Raw genomic sequence first — 23,153 nt, 5'->3', positions numbered from 1 at the left:
AGGAGCCCACCTGATGCACATCGTCACGGACAGCGTCGTCACGGTCCGCTACCGCTTCAGCGACGAGAACGGCGAGACGGTGGACGACAGCGAACGCAGCGGCCCGATGGTCTACCTGCACGGCCGCGCGAGCGTGCTGCCCGCAATCGAAGCGGCACTCGCTGGCCAGCGGAAGGGCTTTGCCAGCTCACTGACGCTGAGCCCGGACCAGGCGTTCGGCGCCCACCGCCCCGAACTCGTGTTCGAAACCGTGCGCGAGAACCTGCCCCCCGGTACCAAGCTGGAACCGGGGACACCGCTGTACAGCGGCACCGGCGACCGCCCGGCCTTCCAGCTTCGCGTCGTCAGACTGACCCAACGCGGCGCTCTGCTCGACGGCAACCATCCGCTGGCGGGGAAAACCCTGCGGGTCGAGCTTGAGGTTCTCGACCTGAGACCTGCAACCACCGAGGAACTGCACTCCGGCCGGGTGGCCGTGCCGTCAACCTGACCACACCGAAGTACAGTCAACGTGGAGCACCTGATTGGGGAGCGGTAGCATGAAGCCTTCCATCGCATTAGCAGGAACACCGAGAGACGATCCAGCAGATCGTGGCCCGTCACCATGCCCGCAATCCCCGGATGTTCGGCTCGGTGCTACTCGGGGAAGACATCAAGGGAAGCGATCTGGACATCCTCGTCGACCCCACTGAGGAAACCTCGCTGTTCGACATCGGTGCGATCCGCGCCGAGCTGAGCGACCTGCTCGGTGTCGAGGTGGACGTGCTGACACCAGGAGTTCTCCCGGACCGGTGGCGAGACGACGTCCTGACCCGGGCACGCTCGCTGTGACCCGGCGCGACGCGCTGACCCTGCGAGATTACCTGCAACCTATTCAGCAGGCTCTGGAACGAATCGATCGATCCCTGCGGAAGATCATACAATCGTCCCGCAATCACTTCGGCACGGTCGGGGATGCCGCGCAAACGACCACGGGAATACCGCCGCCCGGTGTCGCGTCCCTCGTCGGACGCCACGACAAAGGGAAGGATCCATGCACCGCTCACTGTTCACCCTGTTCTTCAGCAGCGCGCTGGCGCTACTTGCGTTTTCCACCGCGACCGTTCAGGCGGACACCGATCGGTCGATCGACGAGATCCTGAAGCCGCTCCAGTTGACCGACCGGGTCTACTACTTCTACGGCTCCATCGAAGGACGCTCGCCACTCAATCAGGGTATGAACAACAACGTCGGCTTCGTGGTCACGGACACCGGGGTCGTCATGCTGGACAGCGGACCCAGCGCAAAGGTCGCCGAGCGGATCGCGCAGGCGGTCGCCGGTGTCACGGAACAACCGATCACGCACGTGATCAACCTCGGCAGCCAGGATCACCGCTGGCTCGGCAATGGCTGGTTCCGTGATCAGGGTGCGGAGATCGTGGCACTGCACCGGACCGTACAGACCCAGCCGGAGTTCGGACAGTCCCACCTGCAGCGCTTGATCCGGACGCTTGGCGAGGAAGCGATGGCCGGCACCGAACCGGTGTCGGCAGCCGAACCGGTCGATGCCGACGAGCACCGCCTGGAGGTCGGTGGCGTGACATTCGACCTGCTCTTCGTTGCGAACGCGCACTTCCCCGGCGACATCATGGTGCACCTGCCCGACGAGGACGTGGTGTTCACGGGCGATTTCGTCTACACCGAGCGCATAATGGGCATCCAGCCGAACAGCGACCCGGTCGGCAAGCTCGAGAACTTCCGCAAGCTCGAGGAACTGAACCCCGCAATCGTCGTTCCGGGACACGGGGCAGCCACTGACCTGGCCACGGCCCGGCGCGACGCAGGCGACTATCTCGAGGTCATCATCCGCGAAGTGCGTACCGGACTCGAGAACTGGGAGACGCTCGACGAGACCGTCGATCGCCTCGCCGACCTTCCGGAGTTCCAACACCTGCTGCACTACGACAACTGGCACCGGACCAACGTGAACCGCACCTACCTCTTCCTGGAAGCCGAGTAGCGGACCCCACGGCTCGGATCAACCCGGCGGCTCCAGACGTTTCCCGGCGCCGCGGTGGGCGCAATGCGGCACTCCGCGTGGCGTGTCCGGTAGCACAACGCCCCTCCTGATTATCACGGAAGCTCCGCAAGCTGGACTGGGCCATCTTCGAAACCAGCGTCATCGCGAGGAGCGAAGCGACGTGGCGATCCAGAGGGCGATGGTCCCCCCGCGCCGCCTGGATTGCCGCGCTTCGCTCGCAATGACGACCGACGCGGAGAGGTATCGCACTGGCTGAGGAGGTTTCGTGATAATCAGGACGCCCCTTGAGCCGACGCGCGTCATCCAGTTCGGGCAAGCGCCGGGGATGCTGGGTCATTCCCTCACGGGTGAGCGCCACGATCGCATTTTCCGTCGGCCGGGTTCAGTACGAGAAGCCGAGTGGGCCGCCCCCGAACCCGGTTCCCAGCAACGGGCCGTCCTCGGGCAAACTCCCGGGCGACTGGCACGACCGGCGAGCGTCGTGTAGCGTTCTCTGAATCAACTCCGCGTCAGCCTCCGATACGTGCCGCGTGACGGCCGAGGAGAACCGATGAATCCGCCTGCCCCACCCCGAGAACCCGTCGACGACGCGAATACCGCCACCCGGCCACGCCCGCCCTCGGTCGACCGGCTGCTGGCACACCCCGATGCAATCGACCTGCAGCAGCGGCATGGCCGGCAGCCCGTGCTCCTCGCGCTTCGCGCCCGCCTCGACGAACTCCGGGCCCGCGACACACGGGATCCTTCCGACTTCGAGCCGCCGCGTCTGCTCGCCGGGGTTCGCTCCCGGCTCGAGCGCGACGCTGCGCCGCGCCTCCAGCGGGTCTTCAACCTGACCGGCACGGTGCTGCACACCAACCTGGGCCGTGCGCCGCTGCCTGCCGAGGCGGTGAATGCGGCAGCGCTGGCTGCGGCCGGCTCCTGCAACCTGGAGTTCGACCTGGGCCGGGGGCGGCGCGGCGACCGCGACGACCTGATCAACGACCTGATCCGGGAGCTCACCGGAGCCGAGGCCGCCACGGTGGTCAACAACAACGCGGCCGCGGTGCTGCTGGCACTGAACACGCTCGCGCTGCGCAAGGAGGTCGTGATCTCGCGCGGCGAACTCGTGGAGATCGGAGGCGCGTTCCGCATTCCCGAGGTGATGAGTCGCGCCGGCTGCCGGCTGGTCGAGGTCGGCGCGACCAACCGTACCCACGCGCGCGACTTCGAGGCGGCAATCGGCCCGCGTACGCGCCTGTTCATGAAGGCGCATACCAGCAACTACGCAATCGAGGGGTTCACCGCCGCGGTTGCCGAGAACACGTTGGCACGGATCGCCCACGACCACGGCCTTCCGTTCATGATCGACCTTGGCAGTGGCACCTTCGTCGACCTGGCGCAATGGGGACTGCCCCACGAACCCACCGTGCAGGAAGCCCTGCGCAACGGCGCGGACGTGGTGACCTTCAGTGGCGACAAGCTGCTCGGGGGTCCGCAGGCCGGGCTGATCGTCGGCCGCGCCGATCTGATCGCCCGTATCAAGAAGAACCCCCTCAAACGGGCGCTGCGCGTCGACAAGATGACGCTCGCAGCACTCGAAGCCGTGCTGCGGATTTACCGCGATCCCGACCGGCTGACCCAGCGGCTCACGACGCTCCGCCTGCTGACCCGGCCACAGGCTGAAATCCAGGTCCTCGCGAAGCGCCTGCAGCCGTTGCTCGCGACCGCGTTCGGGGAACGGTTTACGGTGACGCTGCAGGCCTGCGCGAGCCAGATCGGCAGCGGCGCGCTACCGGTGGACCGGCTGCCGAGCGCCGCGCTGGTCCTGCGCCCGCACCGATCCGGACGCGGATCGGGAACCGCGCTGAAGCGGCTCGAGCGGGAACTGCGCGACCTGCCCTCCCCCGTGATCGGCCGCGTCCACGATGGCGCGCTGTGGCTGGACCTGCGCTGCCTCGAGGACGAAACGGGCTTTGCGGCCCAGCTCGCCGGCGCGGAGGCCCCCCGGCCATGATCGTCGGAACCGCAGGTCACATCGATCACGGCAAGACGGCGCTGGTCAAGGCCCTGACCGGGGTCGAAGCCGACCGGCTGGCCGAGGAACAGGCACGCGGGATCACGCTGGACCTCGGGTACGCCTACCAGCCGCTGGCATCGGGCGAGGTGCTCGGCTTCGTCGACGTGCCGGGCCACGAGAAGCTCGTGCACAACATGCTGGCCGGCGCAACCGGCATCGACTTCGTGCTGCTGGTGATCGCCGCCGACGACGGCCCGATGCCGCAGACCCGCGAGCACCTGCAGATCCTCGAACTGCTGGGCCTGAATCGCGGCGCGGTCGCTCTGACGAAGACCGATCTCGCCGATGAGGCACGGCTCGACGCCCTGCAGGGCGAGATCCAGGCTTTGCTGGCACCGACCGGGCTGGCCGGGGCGCCGGTGTTCCCGGTTTCGGCGCTGACGGGGACCGGTGTCGACGCGCTGCGCACCCACCTGCACGCGAAGGCAGCGGCGATTCCCCCGCGACCGGCCGCCGGCCGCTTCCGCCTCGCCATCGACCGGCGCTTTACGCTGAGTGGTTCGGGCACCGTGGTCACCGGCACCGCGCACGCGGGCCGGGTGCGGGTCGGCGACGAGTTCGTGCTATCGCCGTCGGGCCAGCCGGTGCGCGTGCGCGGCATCCATGCGCAGAACCGTCCAGCGGAAACCGGCGCCGCCGGGCAGCGCTGCGCGCTGAACCTGACCGGGCCGGGGCTGGAGAAGGACGCGATCGCGCGTGGCGACTGGGTCTTGCATCCGGAACTGCACCGGCCCACGGCCCGGATCGACGCGCGGGTGCGCGCGCTCGCCGACGCACCCAAGGCACTGCGGCACTGGAGCCCGGTACACCTGCACCTGGGATCCGCACGCCTGATGGCCCGCGTCGCGGTACTCGAGGGCGATGCCGTCGAGCCGGGCAGCGAGGGCTTCGCGCAGCTGGTGCTCGAAGGCCAGACCCACGCGCTGCGCGGCGACCGCTTCGTGCTGCGCGACCCGTCGGCGCGGCACAACCTCGCGGGCGGGGTCGTGCTTGACGACCGGCCGCCTGCCCGCGGCCGCCGGCGCCCCGCCCGCATCGCGCTGCTGCGCGCACTCGCGTTGGACGACCCGGCCGAGGCACTGGCGGCAATGCTGCCGCATGCCGAGCGCGGCCTGAATCTGCGCGATTTTGCGCGCATGTGGAACCTGGAGGACGCCTGGGCCGCGGCACAGGCAGCCGGCACAGGGCTGCGCGCGGTGGAAACGCCCGCCGGCCCGGTCGCGTTCGCCCCTGAACACTGGGACGCGCATCGCCTGCGCACGCTGGCGATGCTCGCGGAGGAGCACCAGCGGCACCCGGACCGCCTGGGCCCGGACCGCGAAAGGCTGCGCCGCCTCGCGGCACCGCTGCTCGAAAGGCCGGTGTTCGGGACGCTGCTGGACGAGATGACCGCCGCGGGCGAGGTCGTGCTGAATGCCCCGTGGATCCATCTCCCCGGACACCGGGTGATGCTCGCACCCACCGACGAGCGCATCTGGCTCGAGGACATCCGGCCGTTGCTCGGCGTCACGCCGTTCAACCCGCCCCGGGTCCGTGACATCGCCCGGGCGCTGCGGCTCGAAGAGGACCGCGTGCGCCGGCTGATGCGCCAGCTCGCGGGGATGGGCGAGGTCTACAAGGTCGCGCACGACCACTACTACACGCGCGCCGCGGTCGCCGACCTGGCCGCGATCGCCCGCGAGCTGTCCGAGCTCGAGGGCAAGGCGCTCGCGGCCCCGTTCCGGGACCGCATCGGCACCGGCCGCAAGGTGGCGATCCAGATCCTCGAGTTTTTCGACCGCATCGGCTACTCTCGCCGGGTCGGCGACGAGCACCGGATCTTTCCGGACTCGCTGCTGAGGCTGCGGTAAGTGATCGCCGTGCAACACGGCGGATGACGCTGCGCTATTCCGCCCTACAGGGCCAAAGTCGTAGGGCGGAAAACGCCGAAGGCCGTCATCCGCCGAAGGGCGCCGGGGCTTCTCCGGCGCAGATGTACGCGCGGACCTGGGGCAACCCCGCCACCGCGCGGATTTTCGGGCCGATGCTGCCCCCGGCAGGCGTCGGCTCAGTCGCCCGTGTGGCGCAAGACGTGGTCGGTGAAGGAAGGGCTTCGTGCCCGGTGGTGCGGCCGGTCTTCAAAACCGGTTGGGGCCGTCAGGCGGTCCCGGGTGGGTTCGACTCCCGCGCCCTTCCGCCAACCGATTCTCCCGACCTGGGATGTCCGGGCGGACATCGGTCAGGTCGTCGCCGGTCCGGCGCGAGTGCTTGATCGAACAGCAGCCCGGGAAACCCGATTCGGTCCGTGGATCGCGACCTTGTCTGCAAGGAATTCCCGCGCCTTTCGATTCCCGAGTGAACCACCACCGAGGAGCGACCCATGCAACGATTCCTGACCGTCCTGCTGACTGCCGCCGCCCTGCTCGCCGCCGGCTTTGGAAACGCCAACGCCGATACCCAGCATCCGCAACGCCTGATCATCACCGCGATTCCCGACGACGGCGACGCCGACCGCATGCGCGAGAACTTCGGCGCGCTCGCCGCCCACCTGGGCAACGCAGTCGGCATCCCCACCGAGTACATGCACGTCGAGAACTACGCGGCCAGCGTGACCGCGCTCGCGACCGGACGCGCCCACGTCGCCTGGCTCGGGGCGGTGACCACCGCGCAGGCGATGATGCAGATGGGCGAGGACAACCTCGTCGTTCTCGGCACCCGCGACATCGACAAGGGCTTCGTCACCTACTTCGTCGCGCATCACGGCTCCGGCATCGAACCGGTGGCGAATCTCGGCGAACTGGCGAGTGCCGCGCAGGGCCGGAACTGGACCTTCACGTTCGGCAGCCGCAGCAGCACCTCGAGCCACCTGATGCCGCGCAAGTTCTTCATCGAGCAGGCGGGCCTGCCGCCCGAGCGCGTGTTCCGCACCGTGGCGTACAGCGGCAGCCACGATGTGGTGATGCAGATGGTCGCCAACGGCACCTACACGCTCGGCGCGATGAACTACGCGTCCTGGGACAAAGCCAGCGAGAACCTGCAGCAGCAGGCGCCGGTGGTCTACGAAACGCCCGAATTCACGAACTACGCGCTGGTCGCCCGCGCTGATCTCGGACCGGAACTGATCAGCCAACTGCGCGCCGCCCTGCTCGACACCGACAGCACGCCGGAGGGACGCCAGATCCTCGGCTACCTGAAGGCGGGCGAGTTCATCGATGCCGACCTGTCCGAGTGGTTTGACTACCGCGACCTGCTGGAATCCGGAATCGGCGTCGGCGGCTGAACCAACGCCGAACGGCGGATGACGCTGCGCTCTTCCGCCCTACAGGGCCAAAGTCGTAGGGCGGAAAAGGCCGAAGGCCGTCATCCGCCGCTCACACGCCCAGGTTGCGATGGGCGCCGAGGTAGCGCGAGCGCCGAACGGCGGATGACGCTGCGCTATTCCGCCCTACGAGTCACAGGGACGCGAACAGTGCAGTCTTTGCACAGTAGCGGCATTCCGGGGCACGAGGCCGCCCGGCGGCACCGGCACCGGAAGCTGCGGTGGCCGGTCCGACAGGTACAGGCGATGCAGAACGTGGACAGCCTTTCCGAAAACCGCACCGCGCCCGAACCGGTCGGCCGAATCGACGTCTTCCGGCTCGACGGGGTCGCGCGCACCTTCGGCGGCCAGCCGGTACTCGCGGACATCGACCTGCGGATCGCGCAGGGCGAGCGGGTCGCGATCATCGGCCCATCCGGGGCCGGCAAGACCACGCTGTTCCGCCTGCTTTCGGCGGTGCTGAAGCCCAGCACGGGCCGGGTGCTCGCGCTGGGACACGACACGCGTCGGCTGCGCGGGCGCGCGCTGCGCCGCCTGCGCCGGGACATCGGTGTGCTCTATCAGAACGACAACCTGATCCCGCACCTGCGCGTGGTACACAACGTGCTGATGGGGCGAATCGGGCACTGGGGGCTGGCCCGGACGCTGCTGTCGCTGTTCTGGCCGCAGCAGCTGCCCGCCGCGCGTGCGGCGCTGCAGGCGGTGGAGCTTCCCGGCAAGCTCTGGTCGATGCCCGGCGAGCTATCGGGTGGCCAGCAGCAGCGCGTGGCGATCGCGCGGTTGATCGTGCAGCGGCCGCGGGTGATGCTGGCCGACGAGCCGGTCAGCCAGCTCGACATCCGCCTCGGACGCGAGATCATCGGCCTGCTCGCCGGCGTTGCCAGCGAACTCGGCGCGACCCTGCTGGTGAACCTGCACACGCTGGAGCTGCTGCACGAGCATTTCGACCGGGTGATCGCCCTGCGCGACGGACGCCTGTTCTGGCAAGGAACGCCCGATGCGATCAGCCGCGACCTGCTGCGCGAGCTCTACGGGGCCGAATACCGGGCGCTGAGCCTGGACCAGGTCGTGCACGACCGACCCGTTCCCGTGCAGTCGGGGGAGCCGCCCGGATGAGCAGCGTGCTCGAGTTGCCGGGTGCAGGACGTTACGCCCGGCGCCGGCCCTGGGGCCACTTCGTCGGCCTGGTGGTGATCGCACTGCTGGTACTGGCCTCGTTCACCGCGGCCGAATGGGATTTCACCGCGCTGATCGACCCGGAGGAACGGGCCCGGGCGCTCGGGCGGATGGGCGCGTGGCTCGCCGCGTTCGGCTCGCCGGACTTCAGCCACGAGTTCCTCGCACGCAGCTGGGGACTCACGCTGGAAACGCTGTCCGCGGCGGTGCTCGGCACCGCGCTCGCAGTGGTCTTCGGCTTCCTGCTCGCGATGGCGTCGTCGCGGGCGGTCGCGGTGGGCGAGGAACGTGCGACCGGATGGCGCCGGAACTTCGCGCTGCGCAGCCCGTCGGCGGCATTGTGTTCGCTCGCCCGCCTGGTGCAGGACGTGCTGCGCGCGGTTCCGGACTTCGTCTGGGCGATCATCCTGGTCGCGCTGATCGGGCTCGGCCCGCTGACCGGGGCGCTGGCACTCGCGCTGAACATCTCAGGCATCCTCGCCAAGGTCTACAGCGAGCTCTGGGACAGTGTCGACGAACGCCAGTACGAGCAGGTGCGCGCCAGCGGCGCCGGTCGCATCAAGGTGTTCTTCTACGGCATCCAGCCGCTGGCCTCGCGGGCGGTGCAGAGCTTCACGCTGATGCGCGCCGAATGCGCGATCCGCAACGCCGCGGTGATCGGCGCCGTCGGCGGCGGCGGGCTCGGTGCGGAGATCTGGTACCAGATCCGCTTCGGCGCCTGGGACAAGGTCAGCACCCTGATCCTGTTCACGCTGGCGCTGACGCTGACCGCCGACCTCGCGAGCAACTACATCCGCCGGCAGCTGCGCAGCGACCCGAACCACCCGCGCGCGATCAAGGCGCGCTCGGTGTTCGCCGATCTCTCGCGGGCCTGGATCGGCACCGGCTTCGCCGCGCTGATCGTGGTGTGGTCGGTCTGGTTCATGGGCTGGGGCAACACCGCGGGCCCGAACGGCACCGCGAAGAACTTCCTGGAGCCCGCCGGCGAGATCCTGTCCGGCGAAGCCTGGAGCAAGCTCTCGTTCTTCGAGCGCCTGCTGCGCCCGGACCTCGACCTGCCGGCGCTGGGCCTCGGCGACCCGGTCAAGGTCGAGGCCAGGGAAGCCGCCGGACAGACGGTGTCGCTGTTCAGCGAGTACCCGCCCTGGCAGTTCTACCGGCCCGCCGCCTGGGTTGCATGGGAACAGCAGCTCGACCAGTGGTTCGTCTGGCGGGTGATCAAGTCGTCGACCGTGCCGCTTGCGATCGCGATCGTCGGCACGCTGCTCGGCGTGCTGGGCGCGATCGCGCTGACCTACCCTCACACGCTCGCCTTCCAGCTCGAACCCGCGCAGTTCACCGGGGAGACCACGCACCCGCTGGTGCGTGCGATCCGCTTCGTCCAGCTCGTGCTCGCTCGCGCCACGGGGCTGATCTCCCGCGGCGTGCCCGAAGTGATGTGGGCCTTCCTGTTCATCGCCTTCTTCGGCCCCGGGCTGGTCGCCGGGACGATCGCGATCGCGATCCACACGATGGGCGTGCTGGTGCGCGTGTTCAGCGAGAGCGTCGACAACATCCCCTACCGCCGCTTCGAGCAGGGCTTCGCGGGTTCACGCGTCACCTGCTTCGGCATGGTCGCCGCCCCGACTTGCCTGGCGCGAGTGGATGACCTACAGCTTCTTCCAGTTCGAGAGCAACGTGCGCACCGCGGTCGTGCTCGGGCTCGTCGGCGTCGGCGGGCTGGGCTTCTACTTCAGTTTCAACTTCGAATGGTTCCGCTTCGAGAAGGCCAGCACCTACCTGCTGATGATCATCGCGCTGACCATCCTGATCGACCGGATCTCCCGCTGGCTGCAGCTCTCGCGGGTGAACCGGTGAGCGACGCCCCTGCGGACTTTCTCCCCTCTCCCACTCGCAAGAGAAGCTCTGAAAATGTACGAGGTATCGATGCATGACGACTGACGAGATCACCCATTCCACCCGGCTGACCTCCCTTTCCCACGGAGGCGGCTGCGGCTGCAAGATCGCACCGAATTTGCTGCAGGAAGCACTGTCTGGCATCGTGATGGGGTTCCCGCACGCAGACCTGATCCAGGGCAGTGCCAGCGCGGACGACGCCGCCGTATTCCGAATCAACGACGAACAGGCGCTGGTCGCAACCACTGACTTCTTCATGCCGATCGTCGATGATCCGTACGACTTCGGACGCATCGCCGCGACCAACGCCCTGTCCGACATCTACGCGATGGGCGCGACGCCCACACTGGCGCTGGCGATCGTCGGCATGCCCGTGGACAAGCTTCCGCTCGCCATGATTCGCCGGGTCATGGAAGGCGGTGCAGACGCCTGTCGCGAGGCCGAAATTCCGCTTGCCGGCGGCCACTCGATCGACTCGGTCGAACCCATCTACGGCCTGGCCGCAGTCGGGCTGGTACATCCGGATAGGCTGAAGCGCAACGACCGCGGCCAGCCCGGCGACCGGCTCGTGCTGGGCAAGGCCCTCGGGGTAGGTGTGCTCGGCAGCGGGGTCAAGGAGGGCAAGCTCGACGCCGACGGCTACGAAGCCCTGATCGAGACGACCACCCGTCTCAACCGCCCGGGGGTCGCCTTCGCCGGCATGCCCGGCGTGCACGCGCTGACCGACGTCACCGGCTTCGGCCTGCTGGGCCATCTGCTGGAAATGTGCCGGGGTTCCGGCTTGGGCGCGCGCGTCGACTTCCTCCGCCTGCCATTACTGCACGACGCCGTGACGCTGCTCCAGCAGGGCGTGGGCCCCGGTGCGATCGGGCGCAACTGGCAAAGCTACGGACACGAGGTCAATCTCGACCCGGCACTGCCCGACTGGGCCGGGCGGATCGCCTGCGACCCCCAGACCAGCGGTGGCCTACTCGTGGCCTGTGCTCCCGAGGACACCGCCCGGGTCCTGTCGATTTTCCGTGAAGAGGGATTCACCGACGCGGCGGTGATCGGCGAACTGGTGGCGGGTGCGCCCCGGGTGGCATTGCGATTGGGCCGTGGTGCTCCGGAGTGATTCCGCACGACGGGTGGCAGCAACCAGGCCATCGCGTACCGGACGTCGGTCGGGTACATCGAGGCTGGCGCGGCACAGGGCAACGGCAATGCGGATGGTAAGAACCCTGCACGCGAATGCTGGAACTGTTTCGCGGCATCCCCTACTGTTCTGCAAAGCGACGGAGGCTTGAGCCGATCGTGTTGCCCACCGGGGGTTCCGGTCCCCGTCGAGCCGTTCGCCGCGTTCACCGAGAAGTGCCCGTCCAACATGAGCACCCCTGCTGCTTCCGCATCGGAACCTCGATCCGAAGTCGGACGCGGCACGTTGGAGCCGTTCTCAAGGCCCTCGCCAGTGCCATGGGTTCAGCATGCGGACACCCATCGGCTCGAAGTCAGCCGTGTTGCGGGTCACCACCTGCATGCCGTGCACGAGCGCGGTCGCAGCGATCAGGCCATCGCGTATCGGGTGTGGGTCCGGCACATGAAGGCCGGCGCTGCGCAAAGCCACCGTGATATCGACCGGGAGAACCCGGCCGTCGAATGCTGGCAGTACGTGTCCGCTGAACCAGGCGCGCAGCACAGCACCTTGCGCCGCGTCCCGACGTTCGGCAAGCAGGATGCCAACCTCGATCTCCTGAATCGTGATCGCGGACAGATACAGGTCGGCAGCGTCCACGTTGTCGGCCCATGCAGCGACGCAGGAATCGGCCTTTCCCGCACGAACCTTGCGCAGCTCCGAGACAACGTTGGTGTCGAGGAGGAACATCAGGACAGATCGGCGGCTCGTGCCACATCGCGCGCCTCGCGTAGTTCCAGATCCACCTCATCGGCACCCGGCATGGCCAGCAGGTCGGCAATCTTGCGCTGTCCGGCCGTCAAACGCCGGTATTCTTCAATGGTCAGCAGGACATGCGCGGGACGGCCGCGGTCGGTGATGAACACTGGACCCTGGCTGGCAGCCCGCTTGGCCTCGCTCGCGCGCTGATTGAACTCGCGGCTGGAGAATGTCGTGACGATCATCCGCAACCCCCGGTTTTAATGTCACTACGTTACTACCCATGACCGTGCCGCACAAGCCGGGGTTCGCAGACGCTCGAACCGTTGCGTGGCGTCTCCTCGAAGCGGGCCCTGCCGAGATTGCTTCTTCCTGAGTGGCGATCTCATCCATGAAGCCCATGGCAAGAACATCAACGGACTCTGGACGTCAATGTGCAGCTGCCCGAAGCGCTGCAATGCACACTACTATGTACATTCCTGCCTATGGGCCTGACCCCGGATTCGATCACCGCCGTGCTGGTCAGGCTCGATTCCCGTGCAGCCACCTTCCAGGTGCAGAGCTACGTCAACAACTTCCGGGCGGAACCGCTGCTGCCCATCCTGCCTGGCGTCGCACTGCACGAACTCTGGTCCCTGATGGGTGTTGCCGAGCATGCGCTGCTGCTGGTCTCCACATTCGTGGTCATCGTGGGCCTGATCGGCATGCTGGCGGTGATGCTCGCCGGCCTGAACGAGCGGCGGCGGGAAATGGCGATCCTGCGCTCCGTGGGGGCCCGCCCGCGCCAGATCTCCCTGCTGCTCGCATGCGAAACCCTATTCCTGGCGGTCGCCGGGATCGCCATGGGGATGGCGCTGCTGTACCTCTCGCTGTACGTGGCGCAGCCGATCGTGCAGGCGCACTACGGCATTCACCTAGCGATCGCCCCACCGGGCACCCACGAAACTCTGCTGCTGTCGCTGGTTCCTGGCCGCGGCCTTCGCAGTGAGCCTGATCCCGGCCCTTCGGGCGTACCGCACGGCGTTGGCCGATGGACTCGTTCCGAAGATCTAGTGAACATTACCCCCGCGAATCGGGAATGACATCACGGGTGGTTGGCCCTGTCACCCCTGCCTGCAGTTGCCAACCGCGGACCCACCAGACAGGGAGCCCAGCTCCCCCGCCCCGTGTCCAGCCGCCAACGGATCCGATGCAGTTGCGCGCAGAATACGCCGCAACGACCCTTCGAGTTCCCGGATCGGACACTCGAACTCGAGAGAGCGGCAGATCCCCGGAATGCCGGCGTACGGAAGGCGCTGGACGTCGAGCGAAGCCGGACGGTCCAGCGTGTCCCGACGGTAGTGCCTCGCCCGTCCCCAGTGACCGCCCGCTTCTGGTCGGCTTGGGATCTCCATGGCCGGTAGTGGCAGTAGTCGGCCCTAACCCGTCACCAGACCGTTTCGGCGCGAACGACCGGTTCCAATATAATTGAGGTCATTCAGAACACCCCGTACCCTCCGTTCGCGATTCACCGGGTGTAAGGCTCGGGCCGCAACGCCCTGGCCGGCTTTCGCCGGCTGGGTTTCCGCGGCCCGCCTTCCGAACCGGACCTGCGACTCTCACCGCATCCGGCTCTCCATGTGTTCATGCCGACAGCGCCCAGGGTGTAAGTATCCTGGCCCCGCGGTACGCAGCGGCCAGGGTCGGCCGTTGCCCATCGGTGCAGCTTGGTCTGCATCGCAAGTACCCGTTCCCGTGCGGTTTCCCACTCAAGGTCTGGTGCGCCGGTATTCACCAGCGGTCTCCTTGCGATGTCAAATCGCTGCGAACACACTGGAGCCCTTCGCCATGTACGCGGCTTTCCCGCGCTCGGACTACTACGGCCCCTCCGCCCCCTACAGACAGCGTCAGCGGGCAACGCGCTTCCCCTTCGTCGCGGACGACGGTCTGGACTGCCTGTAGGGTTCCCACGTTCACTTTCCGCCGTTCACAAGGTGAGGTGCCCCGCTATACCCCCGCAGCTTCGCTGCCGCTACGCCGCAGGCTTTCACGGCAGCCTCCCGGCCGGCGACATCTTGACCGACGAGGGAGTTCACCACGACACAGTCGTGGCTGCGCGCTGCAACCCAGCCCATATCCGTCAGGTTGGAGCTGTTGGTTCTCTCTTGAGAGGTTTTACGCCACGGGTTCACTTTCGTTACACCTTCCTCGTTTGCTCGCCGGACCCACGGCATCTGACGATGCTGCCGCGTCCCGGCTTTGTCAGGGCTGCTTGCCACCCTTACTGGCGTTCCCCAGTTCGGGCTGCCCTCAGCTTGTCCTCGGCTGTTGCGACAGCCGAGTCGCGACGGTCTCGCACCGTCGCACGGTCAGAAAGCGCCTCGTGGCGCTCAATGCCTCAGCACCAAATCACTTTCCCCACACTCAGTAGCGTGCGATCCGACAGGACATCCACACCTGCTCCCGATCTAAAACAATCATGCACCCTTAATCCTCCTGCAACGTGCGATGCTTCCACTACGCGCCGCGGAACCGGAATCCTGTACCCCCTAAGGCGCCAGAACGCCGAACTTCACAAAAGACACAACCGTTCCGCCATCCCTGTCCGCCGCCAGTATACGCCCACATACTACCCCGGACGCCCCGCTCTTTCGCCCTGATCCGGCCCCTTCGCGACCCGGTCAACAGACACACAATCTTACTCCCCAAGCCAACGTTCCTGGATCACGCCCTATTGCGTAAATCGCCCCTACCGCGAGGCTATGCTAAATTTACGAGTCTTCCCGGAGTCAAGTTCTCGCTGAATGTGTCTTGCCGACGGTCCGCCGCCCTCGTTGGTAAATCTTGCCCCGGCCTCGCCCCTACCGAACGCATGGACACCGGCGATGTTGCCTTTCTCTGGACCACTAGCAATTACCACCGGAGATCCCGAATCACCCTTCCAACCCCGACACCTTGTGTACACAATTGATCCGGTGACGGTCCCACGGCATCCCCAATCCATTGTAATAAAACTGCCTTCATTCACATGGGCGGCATAGCCAGCCCGCACTACCCTCACACTACCGTCTGCACGTCCCAGATCCCGAAGGGCGCCTTCCGAAGCGAAGGTCAGCCCGTATTTGATTCTCCACGGGATATCGCTACCTTTATACGTCAAGATCGCCCAGTCATTTCCCCAATCCGCTGTCCACATGTTCTGAGCGGTCTCAACCTCAAAGGATCCTGTTATGATTTCCGATTCACGCCCATAGACAGCCGTATAAGACCTTCCGTCGGGCGAAACAATTCCCTCGATACCGAGGTATTCCCACGACAGCCGAATCGACTGAGCCCAACCTTTCTCTCGGTCATGAAGACAGTGTTGTGCGGTGAGAATCCGTCCGTCGCGAATTGCAGCGGCCGTGCAAAACCCTTCTGTACCATCCTTATACTGAGAAGTAATTCGAAATAAATGACTAAAATGCTGCAAGGAATTTTGCGACTCCAACGAACCAAAAGGATGCCATGATCCGATGCGCGGCACGATAATCCTGACGCCGTCGTCGTCAAATCTTCCGTCCACACCCTTCTTCCCTTGAGTAAGCGAGTTCAGCCTCGCAACTTGGGACGAATGCTCTTTCTGCACATCATCAATTCGACTAATATGCGAAGTTAAGATTTCTGACGACCATTGGGTGAATAACTGCCGCCCCTGCACGGGGTCAAATCGATTGACTTCCCGCACCCCGTATGCCGCCACGGCTCCCATCAGTACAGTTCCGATTAACGCAGATCTCTCCGCTCTCCTGCGTTCCTCTTCCGCCTTCGCAATCTGCTCACTAATCCACGCTCGGTCGGCTTTCTGGTACTGCGCCACACTTTCCTCAATCGACTTGCTCGCCTGTTGAATGAGAGACACAGCACCCGAAATATCTTGATCCAAAACCGACGCAGGAGCCAGCTTCGTCATCGCGCGCACAGTAAGATACTTCGCAGGCAGAAGGGATTCCTTGGACAAATAGGGGCGCGACGTGCTGCGCGAATAGGGGTAATGTGGGCTCGCAACCGCCCTAGTGTATAACGATTGAACGCAGTGATCATAGGCCGCAAGCTTCGCATTAACTAGGTCGCGAACATCGGTATCACGCTGGAAGTCATTCCAGAGAAGCGTAAGGGATTTTTCATCGCGTTCGTTACATTCCGACGACACCTTATGTATGTATGGGATAGATTCACTCAACCCTGCTTTCCGTAGCATTGAATACTGGTCGTCTGTCAACTTCTTCGGAAACGCGGTCGCAAACTCGTCATAGTTTAGCCTCGTTAGGCGAGCCCCCATTGCCGCTAATTCGGCGACCAAATCCAAGTTTCCCTTTCGAGCTGCCGTGAGAATCAAGCGCTGGCCCAATTCCTCGTTGCGCTGAAACATATCGGTGGGCCATTGCTGTGGTTCCCGGGCTGCCAGTCGGTCCAAAGGATGAGAGTTATGAATCGCCAATTCCAAGGGGGTCTTCCCATCGGCGCATGGCCGAGAGAAGATAGACGGATTGGCGTACATGGCTTGGTGGCTCTCTGAGAATGGCTCGCCTACCCGTTTGCAGAGAACGGCAAGCTGCTCGGCTTCGGGTGAAATGCTCCATAGCCTGCGTTGAACCGAAGAATCCATTCGGGTGGCGCTTTCCAACGTCTTGCGGGAGACAGGGCCTTTCGCACCGTTGTCTAAGAGAAGGACTACGACTGCCCCGTTGGAATTCGCTACAGCGTTTTCCAATGGAGATACCGGATCACGTGCCGAGCCATTGGGGTTGGCGCCGCGTCGCAGAACATCGGCCACGCTCTCTTCGTCATGAACCAGAAGTGACAGCACCGATCGTCCATCCTCGCATGATAGTGGCGGCCTAGAACCGGTCCGCAGTGCCAACCAAGCAACGGCTCTAGAAGAAAGACTGGATGCCTCGCAGAGCATCAACCGTTGCGCACGAGGAGTCAAGGTGCGACCCAGCAGTGCGTGTGCGGTCGGGTCTTCGCTTTCCGCCAGCCATTCAATCGCGTCCCAACGTTCCAGTTTATCGTTCGGCCGATATTGCTGGACGATGTTCAATGCCTCTGCTGAGCGCGCCTTAGCTGCGACCTCCAGAATCGTGTTCGTCGTACCTGGGCAGTTCCGAGGGAGATTTTTGGCGGCTTTGGCGAACTCGGAAAGAAGTTCACCGTTGGGAACGCCCGTCACGAGGCGATGACAAAATGCTTCAACGTAGTCTTTTGAATTAATCCCTTGACCAGCAATACTCGCTCGCAGGGCTCTAACAGACTCCGAAGTCCCTTCGTTCAACGCGAGTTTAGCAATCGGGACGCCAGTGCTTGATACCTTTCTTGGATCTGCCCCCAGAACTAAAAGGGTATCCTCCGCATCTAGGTGGTTAACTACAGAAACCTCTAGGGGAGTCCTGCCATTGGCAGCCGAGCGGTTTACGTCGAATCCAGACTGAATTAAGACCTGCGGATCATTGTTGCTGACGACTGCCGCCAAGATCAGGGGTAGTCCACTGCATTCTAGGTCGAGCGGCAGATACATGTCTTGAAAGTCACTGATATCCCAGCGAACTTCGTTTGGCTCCCCAAAGACCCTGCATAAGAATGTGTGGAATTCTTCTTCCTCGAACGCATCGAGTCGAGCGCCGTGTTCGAACAAGACCTCTAATATGTCGGGATTTAGTGTGGCGCTCGCATTGTACAGCGGGAGCGCACCACTTTGATCTCGGAGGTTAGGGTCGGCCCCTTTGTCCAAGAGCAGTCGGACTACCGCTACGCTTTGCCGTTCAATCCCTACGTTGAGAAGAGAATTGCCCGACGACGTGTTAGAGTTCGGATCCAACCCACTTGCTAGGGATAACCGAAGGGTATCTTCAGAAAAGCCGGAGGCCACCATTAGCTGCGCGCATCCGAAAGAGTATGACCCCACCAAAAACGCCAGAACGACCGTAGCCAATCTGTGTAACAGCACAGGCCTAGGCGGCGTTAGATGGTTGCAGCGAGATCGCACCCGCATTGGCTCAGGACGGTCGTTCTTGTTTCCCTCTACACCTGTCGTGTTCTGCATCGCCCCCCTCCCGCCACAAAAGATGAATGCATCTTCCATAGCACCAATTCCCGACCTTTTCACTAGGAACACTTCTCATCGTACGCGGGGCCGCCGTAACCCATCCTCGTCCAAGATTCGCGGTAATCCGTTTACGTGGCTCCAAGCCTTTATGTAGAACGAGAGCCAAAAAGGGCGAAACCCCCAAATGGGGGTATCGGGATCCAGAGGGCGAGGACGCTCGTCGCACTGGCGCCCAGGCCCAGGGCGTCCTTCGGACCAGTGGGCACACGGGCGAAATCCTTTTCGCTGTCCCTTCGAAAGGCATAGGCATGCGCGTCCGATGCGGGACGCCGCGTTGCACACCACTTCGCCGGTATCGCCGGTGGGGAACTTCTGCTATATTTAAGCCAACAGCGGGGCACACGACCGAAAGGATCTTCAGCGATCTGCGAGTCGCGCTACCCAGCAATCGGCATGGCTTTTTTGGTGGTGACATGCACGACGGGAGGAAGACTCGTGTTGCGCCAGAACGCTCTCAACACGGTGATCGACGACATCTATCAGGCCTCCGTCGTCGGCGACTGGCAGCGTGTCTTGCGACCCGTGCTGGAGTTGACCGGCAGCTCGGCGGGCGCCTATCTGGGGATCCACAAGCCGTCGAGGGAGATTGCTTTTTGCGAAGTCCTCGACATCCCCGAGCCAATGCTGCGTGAATACGATGCGGAGTTTATCCGTCGTGATCCCCGCGTGGTGTATGCGATCAAACATCCTGAGATGCACATCAACCACGACGCGCAGCACATGACCGAACGGCGCCTTTGGAAAAGCGAGTATTTCGAGTGGTTGGCGGGTTACCGCTTCCGCTACTACCTGAGCCTGCAACTGCTGGACGAGGTCGACTTAACCTGCCATTGCAGCATTCAGCGGCACCCGAGTGATGGTCCGGCGTCACCGGAACAGCTTCGGGCGGCCAAGCTTCTACTGCCACACATGCGTCGCGGCCTGATGCTGTACCGCGCCGTGTTGCAGCAACATGGGGTCGCCACCACAGCACTGGGCCTATTGGAGACGAAGTCGGATCCGGTCTTCCTGTGTGCTCCGGACGGGCGGATCGTTTGGCGCAACCGGGCGGCCGCGAAGTGCCTGAACACACGGGAGGTTCCACTCATGGAGAACGACGGCTGCCTACAGCCAAGGGTTCGCCAACAGTTGGCTTCTTGGCGCAACTGGCTCGCTCAGGCGGCACGTGCTGCCGAAGATCCTTTCGCGAATATCCAGCCACATTTCGCGCTGCGCCGCCCAGAAACAGACACGCCGGGTGCCATCGCGACGAGACCGTCATGCCGAGCCACGGTGCACCCCCTGCCCTCTCCCGCAACCCTGTTTCCGGATCTTCGTGCACCGCGACTCGCCATCACTCTTCAGCCCGCCCAGCGCGACGTGACTGTTGATTCGGCGATGCTGCACGAACTGTTCGGGCTCACGGCCCGCGAGGCGGACCTAGCCTTGCAGATCACCCACGGACGCACCGTCGCCGAGGCTGCTCAGGCTCTGGGTATCACCAACGAGACAGCTCGCGGCTATCTCAAGCGTGTGCTGCACAAGACCAGCACGCGGCGGCAGGCCGAACTTGTTGGGCTGTTGGGTTCGCTCGGCATCGGTGCGTTTACGGGTGGTGGCCGCTCGCAAGAGAAGGATGGTGGTTCGCCACAGAGGGTGTGATTGAGGCGTCCCAGGAAGATCGGTTGGGGCGGTCTCCTCCGGCAGGTTCGGCCCCCGGTTGTAGCGCACCTAACCAGAGGCAGGAGAGCCGGTCTGGGTTTTTTGGACAGGTCGATAAGTGATGGGGCCGTCGGTATCTTTGGCGCAGCCGCGCCTGGAGAAGACCATGAGACGACCCCGATGCAACCATTCCCCGCAGTTCAAGGCCAAGGTCCCCTTGGCCGCCCTGCGTGGTGACAAGACCCTGACCGAGCTCGCCGAGCAGTTCGACGTGCACCCCAACCAGATCACCCAGTGGCGCCAGCAGGCGACGGAGAACATGGCTGCGGCCTTCGACCGCGGGGCCGGTGATGCCGCAGCCGAAAAGACCCTCAAGGAGCTCCACGCGAAGATCGGGCAGTTGACCCTGGAAGTGGATTTTTTGGAGCGGGCGTCCGGCAAGGCTCGGTGGCCGGGCGCAAGGCGATGATCGAGCCGGAACACCGGCTCAGCATCACGCGCCAGTGCGCGCTGCTGGGGCTGTCGCGGTCGAGCGTCTACTATCGGCCGGTGCCGGCACCGGCGGAGGACCTCGCGCTGATGCGCCGGCTCGATGAGCTGCACCTCGAGCATCCCTGGATGGGCTCGCGCAGCCTGTGCGACCAGTTGCAGCGGGACGGGCATTCCGTGGGCCGGGATCGGGTACGCCGGCTGATGCGGCGCATGGGGCTGCATGCGCTGTACCGCCGCCCCAGAACCACGATCCCGGACCAGAGTCACCGGATCTACCCGTACCGGCTGCGAGGCCTTCGCATCGACCGGTCCCACCAGGTCTGGGCCGCCGACGTGACCTATTTGCCGATGGCCCGGGGCTTCCTGTACCTGGTAGCGATCATGGACTGGCATTCGCGCAAGGTGCTGGCCTGGCGCCTGTCGAACACCTTGACCGCGGACTTCTGTTCGAGGCCCTGGAGGAGGCCCTGTGGCGTCACGGCACCCCCGAGATCTTCAACACCGATCAGGGCAGCCAGTTCACCAGTGAAGCCTTCACCGGCATGCTCCGGGACGCGGGCGTAACCATCAGCATGGACGGAAAAGGCCGCTGGATGGACAACGTCTTCAATGAGCGGCTGTGGCGCTCGGTCAAGTATGAGGAGGTATACCTGCATGCCTACGCCAACCCGGCTGAGGCCCGGCAGGGGCTGGACCGGTACTTCCACTTCTACAACCAACGCCGGACCCATCAGGGACTCGACCGCAGGACCCCGGATGAGGTTTACTTCCAGACCAATGGGCTGAGGGAAGCAGCCTGATATCCGATGACCGATGACCCTCACTTATCTTTCCCGATCGGTTGTCCAGCCCAACCCGACCATCTCTTTTTTCCACGAGGGCCGAGAGCCACTTGTGCCCCAATGGTCATGGGCTGGTCGAAGGAGCCCCCGTTTGGGGGTTGTACCAGCCCGAGAACAGTGCCAAAACATGATCAGGGCGGCACGTGACTTGTTGCGCTGCTGCGCCGAGCCTCCCACACAGGCAAGTTGGAAGAAACAGACCGTTCTTCATTCTTGAATTGTGCTGGGGCTATTTGTGAACCCGGTGTTGTAAAGGAGAGCGCCACATGATTCGATCATTAACTGTTGTTGCGATGCTGTCACTAACTGCAGCCCCTGCTCTTGCACAACAAAGGTGTCCTGCGGGAACTATGGGATGCACCGTGGATAACGCTGGTTATCAGATCCAAAATCGCGTCAACCAAGGAGCGAGGGATGTCTGGACTGGTAGCAGTCCATACGGCCGTGCCGGTGAGGTCGGCCGGACAGTTCGAGACTGTGTTAACTGCGGATTGGAGGCGCTTGGCGATGGAATCAACAGGGCAACAGGTAGCGGAAGCGGCAGTGCGAGCCGCGGCAGAGGTCAAGCGATACAATAGGTGTGAAATAACTATGTATACATTCGCGAAAATCTAGGAGCAAAACCCCCAACAAGGTGAGCACGGTTCGTGAACGGTCCGTGCTCACCTTGTCCAACACACGCGGCAGGTGAAGTGGTCGGTCTTGACGGATATCGTCTCCTGAGAAGAAAGCAGTTCAGATTGCATGCCGTAATCGCTCAGGGCTTCCGCCGGGCCGCAGGTTTAGAAGGGACCAATAGAGCGATCGGAACCACGGAAGGGGCGTCGGTATATCGAGGCGCAAAAAAGCTGCGATCGCTCGCAGCAGCAGGCGCAGGTTCTGACCGGCCGCGCACAGAATCCCATGCATCGCGTCCCCTGCCGTGCCCTTTACCCGGTTGCGGCCCATCAGTCCGTCTACCTTCCTGCGCGCGATAAGTGCCTCGATCACGCTGCGCCGGAAGCCCAGCGCACACCGCAGATATCCGCGCTCGGCTTTACCACACACTCTTCCCTCAATTCCATGCACCACCAAAAACACCCGCCGTCAACGTCTTGGTGCCCAGTTCGTCAAATCCACCCTTAGTCCTCGTTGACGCTGTTCTCTAGACCGCGCGTTGAGTTGCATTTCCGCATCAAAACGTGTCGACTCCCACGAACAATAACTCAAGACCGGTCGTTCGAATCCGTATACCTCTAAGAGCCACTGCTCAAAGCTTGTCGGTATATTGGGAACATCGATAAGACTACGACCTTCGTACACTCCGGTAAAATAGACCACCGACTGAGTCGCGCTGCCGGACTCGCACCAGATGAAAACACCGCCGGCGGCCGCGGATCTAGACATCAAAGTGATGAAAAACGCAACGCCAATTCCCAGGAGTCCAAGTCCTCTGGTTCTATTCGTTCTCTGTCTCATTTTTCTTCTCTGGCCTCCTCGTAACGCGACAGTTGCTAAGCTAAATGGCGTTCCACTAACAGCGGGATGCGGTGGCGTAGGGAACGTAGTGACTTTCGAAAGCCGCCTTAGTACTGTTTACTTCTTCGGAGAGCCCCAGCGCGGTTGAGTCCATAGATCGGTGGCGCTACTTATTCGGCTGTCGGAACTGCCACTCCCCGCTCTCAGATACGTAGGCGAAAGGCATTGCAAAGTGGGTTTACCAATAGCCGGTTTAGTAGCCCCTCAAACACGTTGG

Annotated in this window: 14 protein-coding genes, 1 tRNA gene and 1 pseudogene; 13 read left to right on the top strand and 3 right to left on the bottom strand. The window is 64.0% G+C overall.

The window, feature by feature from the left end; translation table 11 throughout:
- Positions 1 to 13 precede the first annotated feature (13 nt).
- From TVNIR_RS04400 to selD, 10 genes are all read left to right on the top strand, one after another.
- A complete protein-coding gene (locus TVNIR_RS04400) occupies positions 14 to 490 on the top strand; it encodes an FKBP-type peptidyl-prolyl cis-trans isomerase (RefSeq protein ID WP_015257771.1) in 477 nt (158 codons plus the stop codon).
- A 101-nt stretch (positions 491 to 591) separates the two neighbouring features.
- On the top strand, positions 592 to 831 hold the full coding sequence (locus tag TVNIR_RS04395) for a nucleotidyltransferase family protein (RefSeq protein ID WP_237251741.1): 240 nt from the start codon (positions 592 to 594) through the stop codon (positions 829 to 831).
- A 202-nt stretch (positions 832 to 1,033) separates the two neighbouring features.
- A complete protein-coding gene (locus tag TVNIR_RS04390; protein ID WP_015257770.1) occupies positions 1,034 to 1,999 on the top strand; it encodes an MBL fold metallo-hydrolase in 966 nt (321 codons plus the stop codon).
- Between the two features lie 571 nt (positions 2,000 to 2,570).
- Positions 2,571 to 4,016: an L-seryl-tRNA(Sec) selenium transferase gene (selA, locus tag TVNIR_RS04385; RefSeq protein ID WP_015257768.1), complete on the top strand. Its 1,446-nt coding sequence runs from the start codon at positions 2,571 to 2,573 to the stop codon at positions 4,014 to 4,016.
- Positions 4,013 to 5,929, top strand: coding sequence for a selenocysteine-specific translation elongation factor (selB, locus tag TVNIR_RS04380; protein ID WP_015257767.1), 1,917 nt, complete (start codon positions 4,013 to 4,015; stop codon positions 5,927 to 5,929). The genes selA and selB overlap by 4 nt, the downstream gene beginning before the upstream one ends.
- 233 nt (positions 5,930 to 6,162) lie before the next feature.
- Positions 6,163 to 6,258, top strand: a tRNA-Sec gene (locus tag TVNIR_RS19620).
- Between the two features lie 180 nt (positions 6,259 to 6,438).
- Positions 6,439 to 7,338 carry a phosphate/phosphite/phosphonate ABC transporter substrate-binding protein gene (phnD, locus tag TVNIR_RS04375; RefSeq protein WP_015257766.1) on the top strand — a complete coding sequence of 300 codons (900 nt, stop codon included), beginning with the start codon at positions 6,439 to 6,441 and terminating at the stop codon, positions 7,336 to 7,338.
- Between the two features lie 285 nt (positions 7,339 to 7,623).
- Positions 7,624 to 8,493, top strand: coding sequence for a phosphonate ABC transporter ATP-binding protein (locus tag TVNIR_RS04370; RefSeq protein ID WP_015257765.1), 870 nt, complete (start codon positions 7,624 to 7,626; stop codon positions 8,491 to 8,493).
- A complete protein-coding gene (locus TVNIR_RS04365) occupies positions 8,490 to 10,487 on the top strand; it encodes a PhnE/PtxC family ABC transporter permease (RefSeq protein WP_015257764.1) in 1,998 nt (665 codons plus the stop codon). The genes TVNIR_RS04370 and TVNIR_RS04365 overlap by 4 nt, the downstream gene beginning before the upstream one ends.
- Positions 10,484 to 11,563 carry a selenide, water dikinase SelD gene (gene selD, locus TVNIR_RS04360; protein ID WP_015257763.1) on the top strand — a complete coding sequence of 360 codons (1,080 nt, stop codon included), beginning with the start codon at positions 10,484 to 10,486 and terminating at the stop codon, positions 11,561 to 11,563. Before TVNIR_RS04365 ends, selD begins: the two co-directional genes overlap by 4 nt.
- Positions 11,564 to 11,881: 318 nt before the next feature.
- Here selD and TVNIR_RS04355 read toward each other — a convergent pair whose 3' ends face one another.
- Together TVNIR_RS04355 and TVNIR_RS04350 are read right to left on the bottom strand one after the other, a co-directional pair.
- A complete protein-coding gene (locus TVNIR_RS04355; protein ID WP_006747960.1) occupies positions 11,882 to 12,310 on the bottom strand; it encodes a type II toxin-antitoxin system VapC family toxin in 429 nt (142 codons plus the stop codon).
- The gene (locus TVNIR_RS04350; RefSeq protein WP_006747959.1) at positions 12,310 to 12,564 is read right to left on the bottom strand and encodes a type II toxin-antitoxin system Phd/YefM family antitoxin; all 255 of its coding nucleotides are present in this window, start codon (positions 12,562 to 12,564) and stop codon (positions 12,310 to 12,312) included. Before TVNIR_RS04350 ends, TVNIR_RS04355 begins: the two co-directional genes overlap by 1 nt.
- 189 nt (positions 12,565 to 12,753) lie before the next feature.
- Between TVNIR_RS04350 and TVNIR_RS04345 the strand changes: the two genes are divergently transcribed.
- Positions 12,754 to 13,401, top strand: a complete 648-nt coding sequence (locus tag TVNIR_RS04345) for an ABC transporter permease (protein ID WP_237251739.1) — start codon at positions 12,754 to 12,756, stop codon at positions 13,399 to 13,401.
- Between the two features lie 1,646 nt (positions 13,402 to 15,047).
- Here the strand turns inward: TVNIR_RS04345 and TVNIR_RS19615 are convergent.
- Positions 15,048 to 18,209, bottom strand: a complete 3,162-nt coding sequence (locus tag TVNIR_RS19615; protein WP_335338130.1) for an ankyrin repeat domain-containing protein — start codon at positions 18,207 to 18,209, stop codon at positions 15,048 to 15,050.
- 672 nt (positions 18,210 to 18,881) lie between these two features.
- Here TVNIR_RS19615 and TVNIR_RS04340 point away from each other — a divergent pair.
- Positions 18,882 to 20,084, top strand: a complete 1,203-nt coding sequence (locus TVNIR_RS04340; RefSeq protein WP_157092187.1) for a helix-turn-helix transcriptional regulator — start codon at positions 18,882 to 18,884, stop codon at positions 20,082 to 20,084.
- Positions 20,085 to 20,250: 166 nt separating this feature from the next.
- Positions 20,251 to 21,376: pseudogene (locus TVNIR_RS04330) on the top strand (IS3 family transposase).
- Positions 21,377 to 23,153: the final 1,777 nt, after the last annotated feature.

The sequence above is a fragment of the Thioalkalivibrio nitratireducens DSM 14787 genome (assembly GCF_000321415.2).
Taxonomy (GTDB): Bacteria; Pseudomonadota; Gammaproteobacteria; order Ectothiorhodospirales; family Ectothiorhodospiraceae; genus Thioalkalivibrio; species Thioalkalivibrio nitratireducens.
This window is presented reverse-complemented; position numbering and strand designations above follow the sequence as displayed.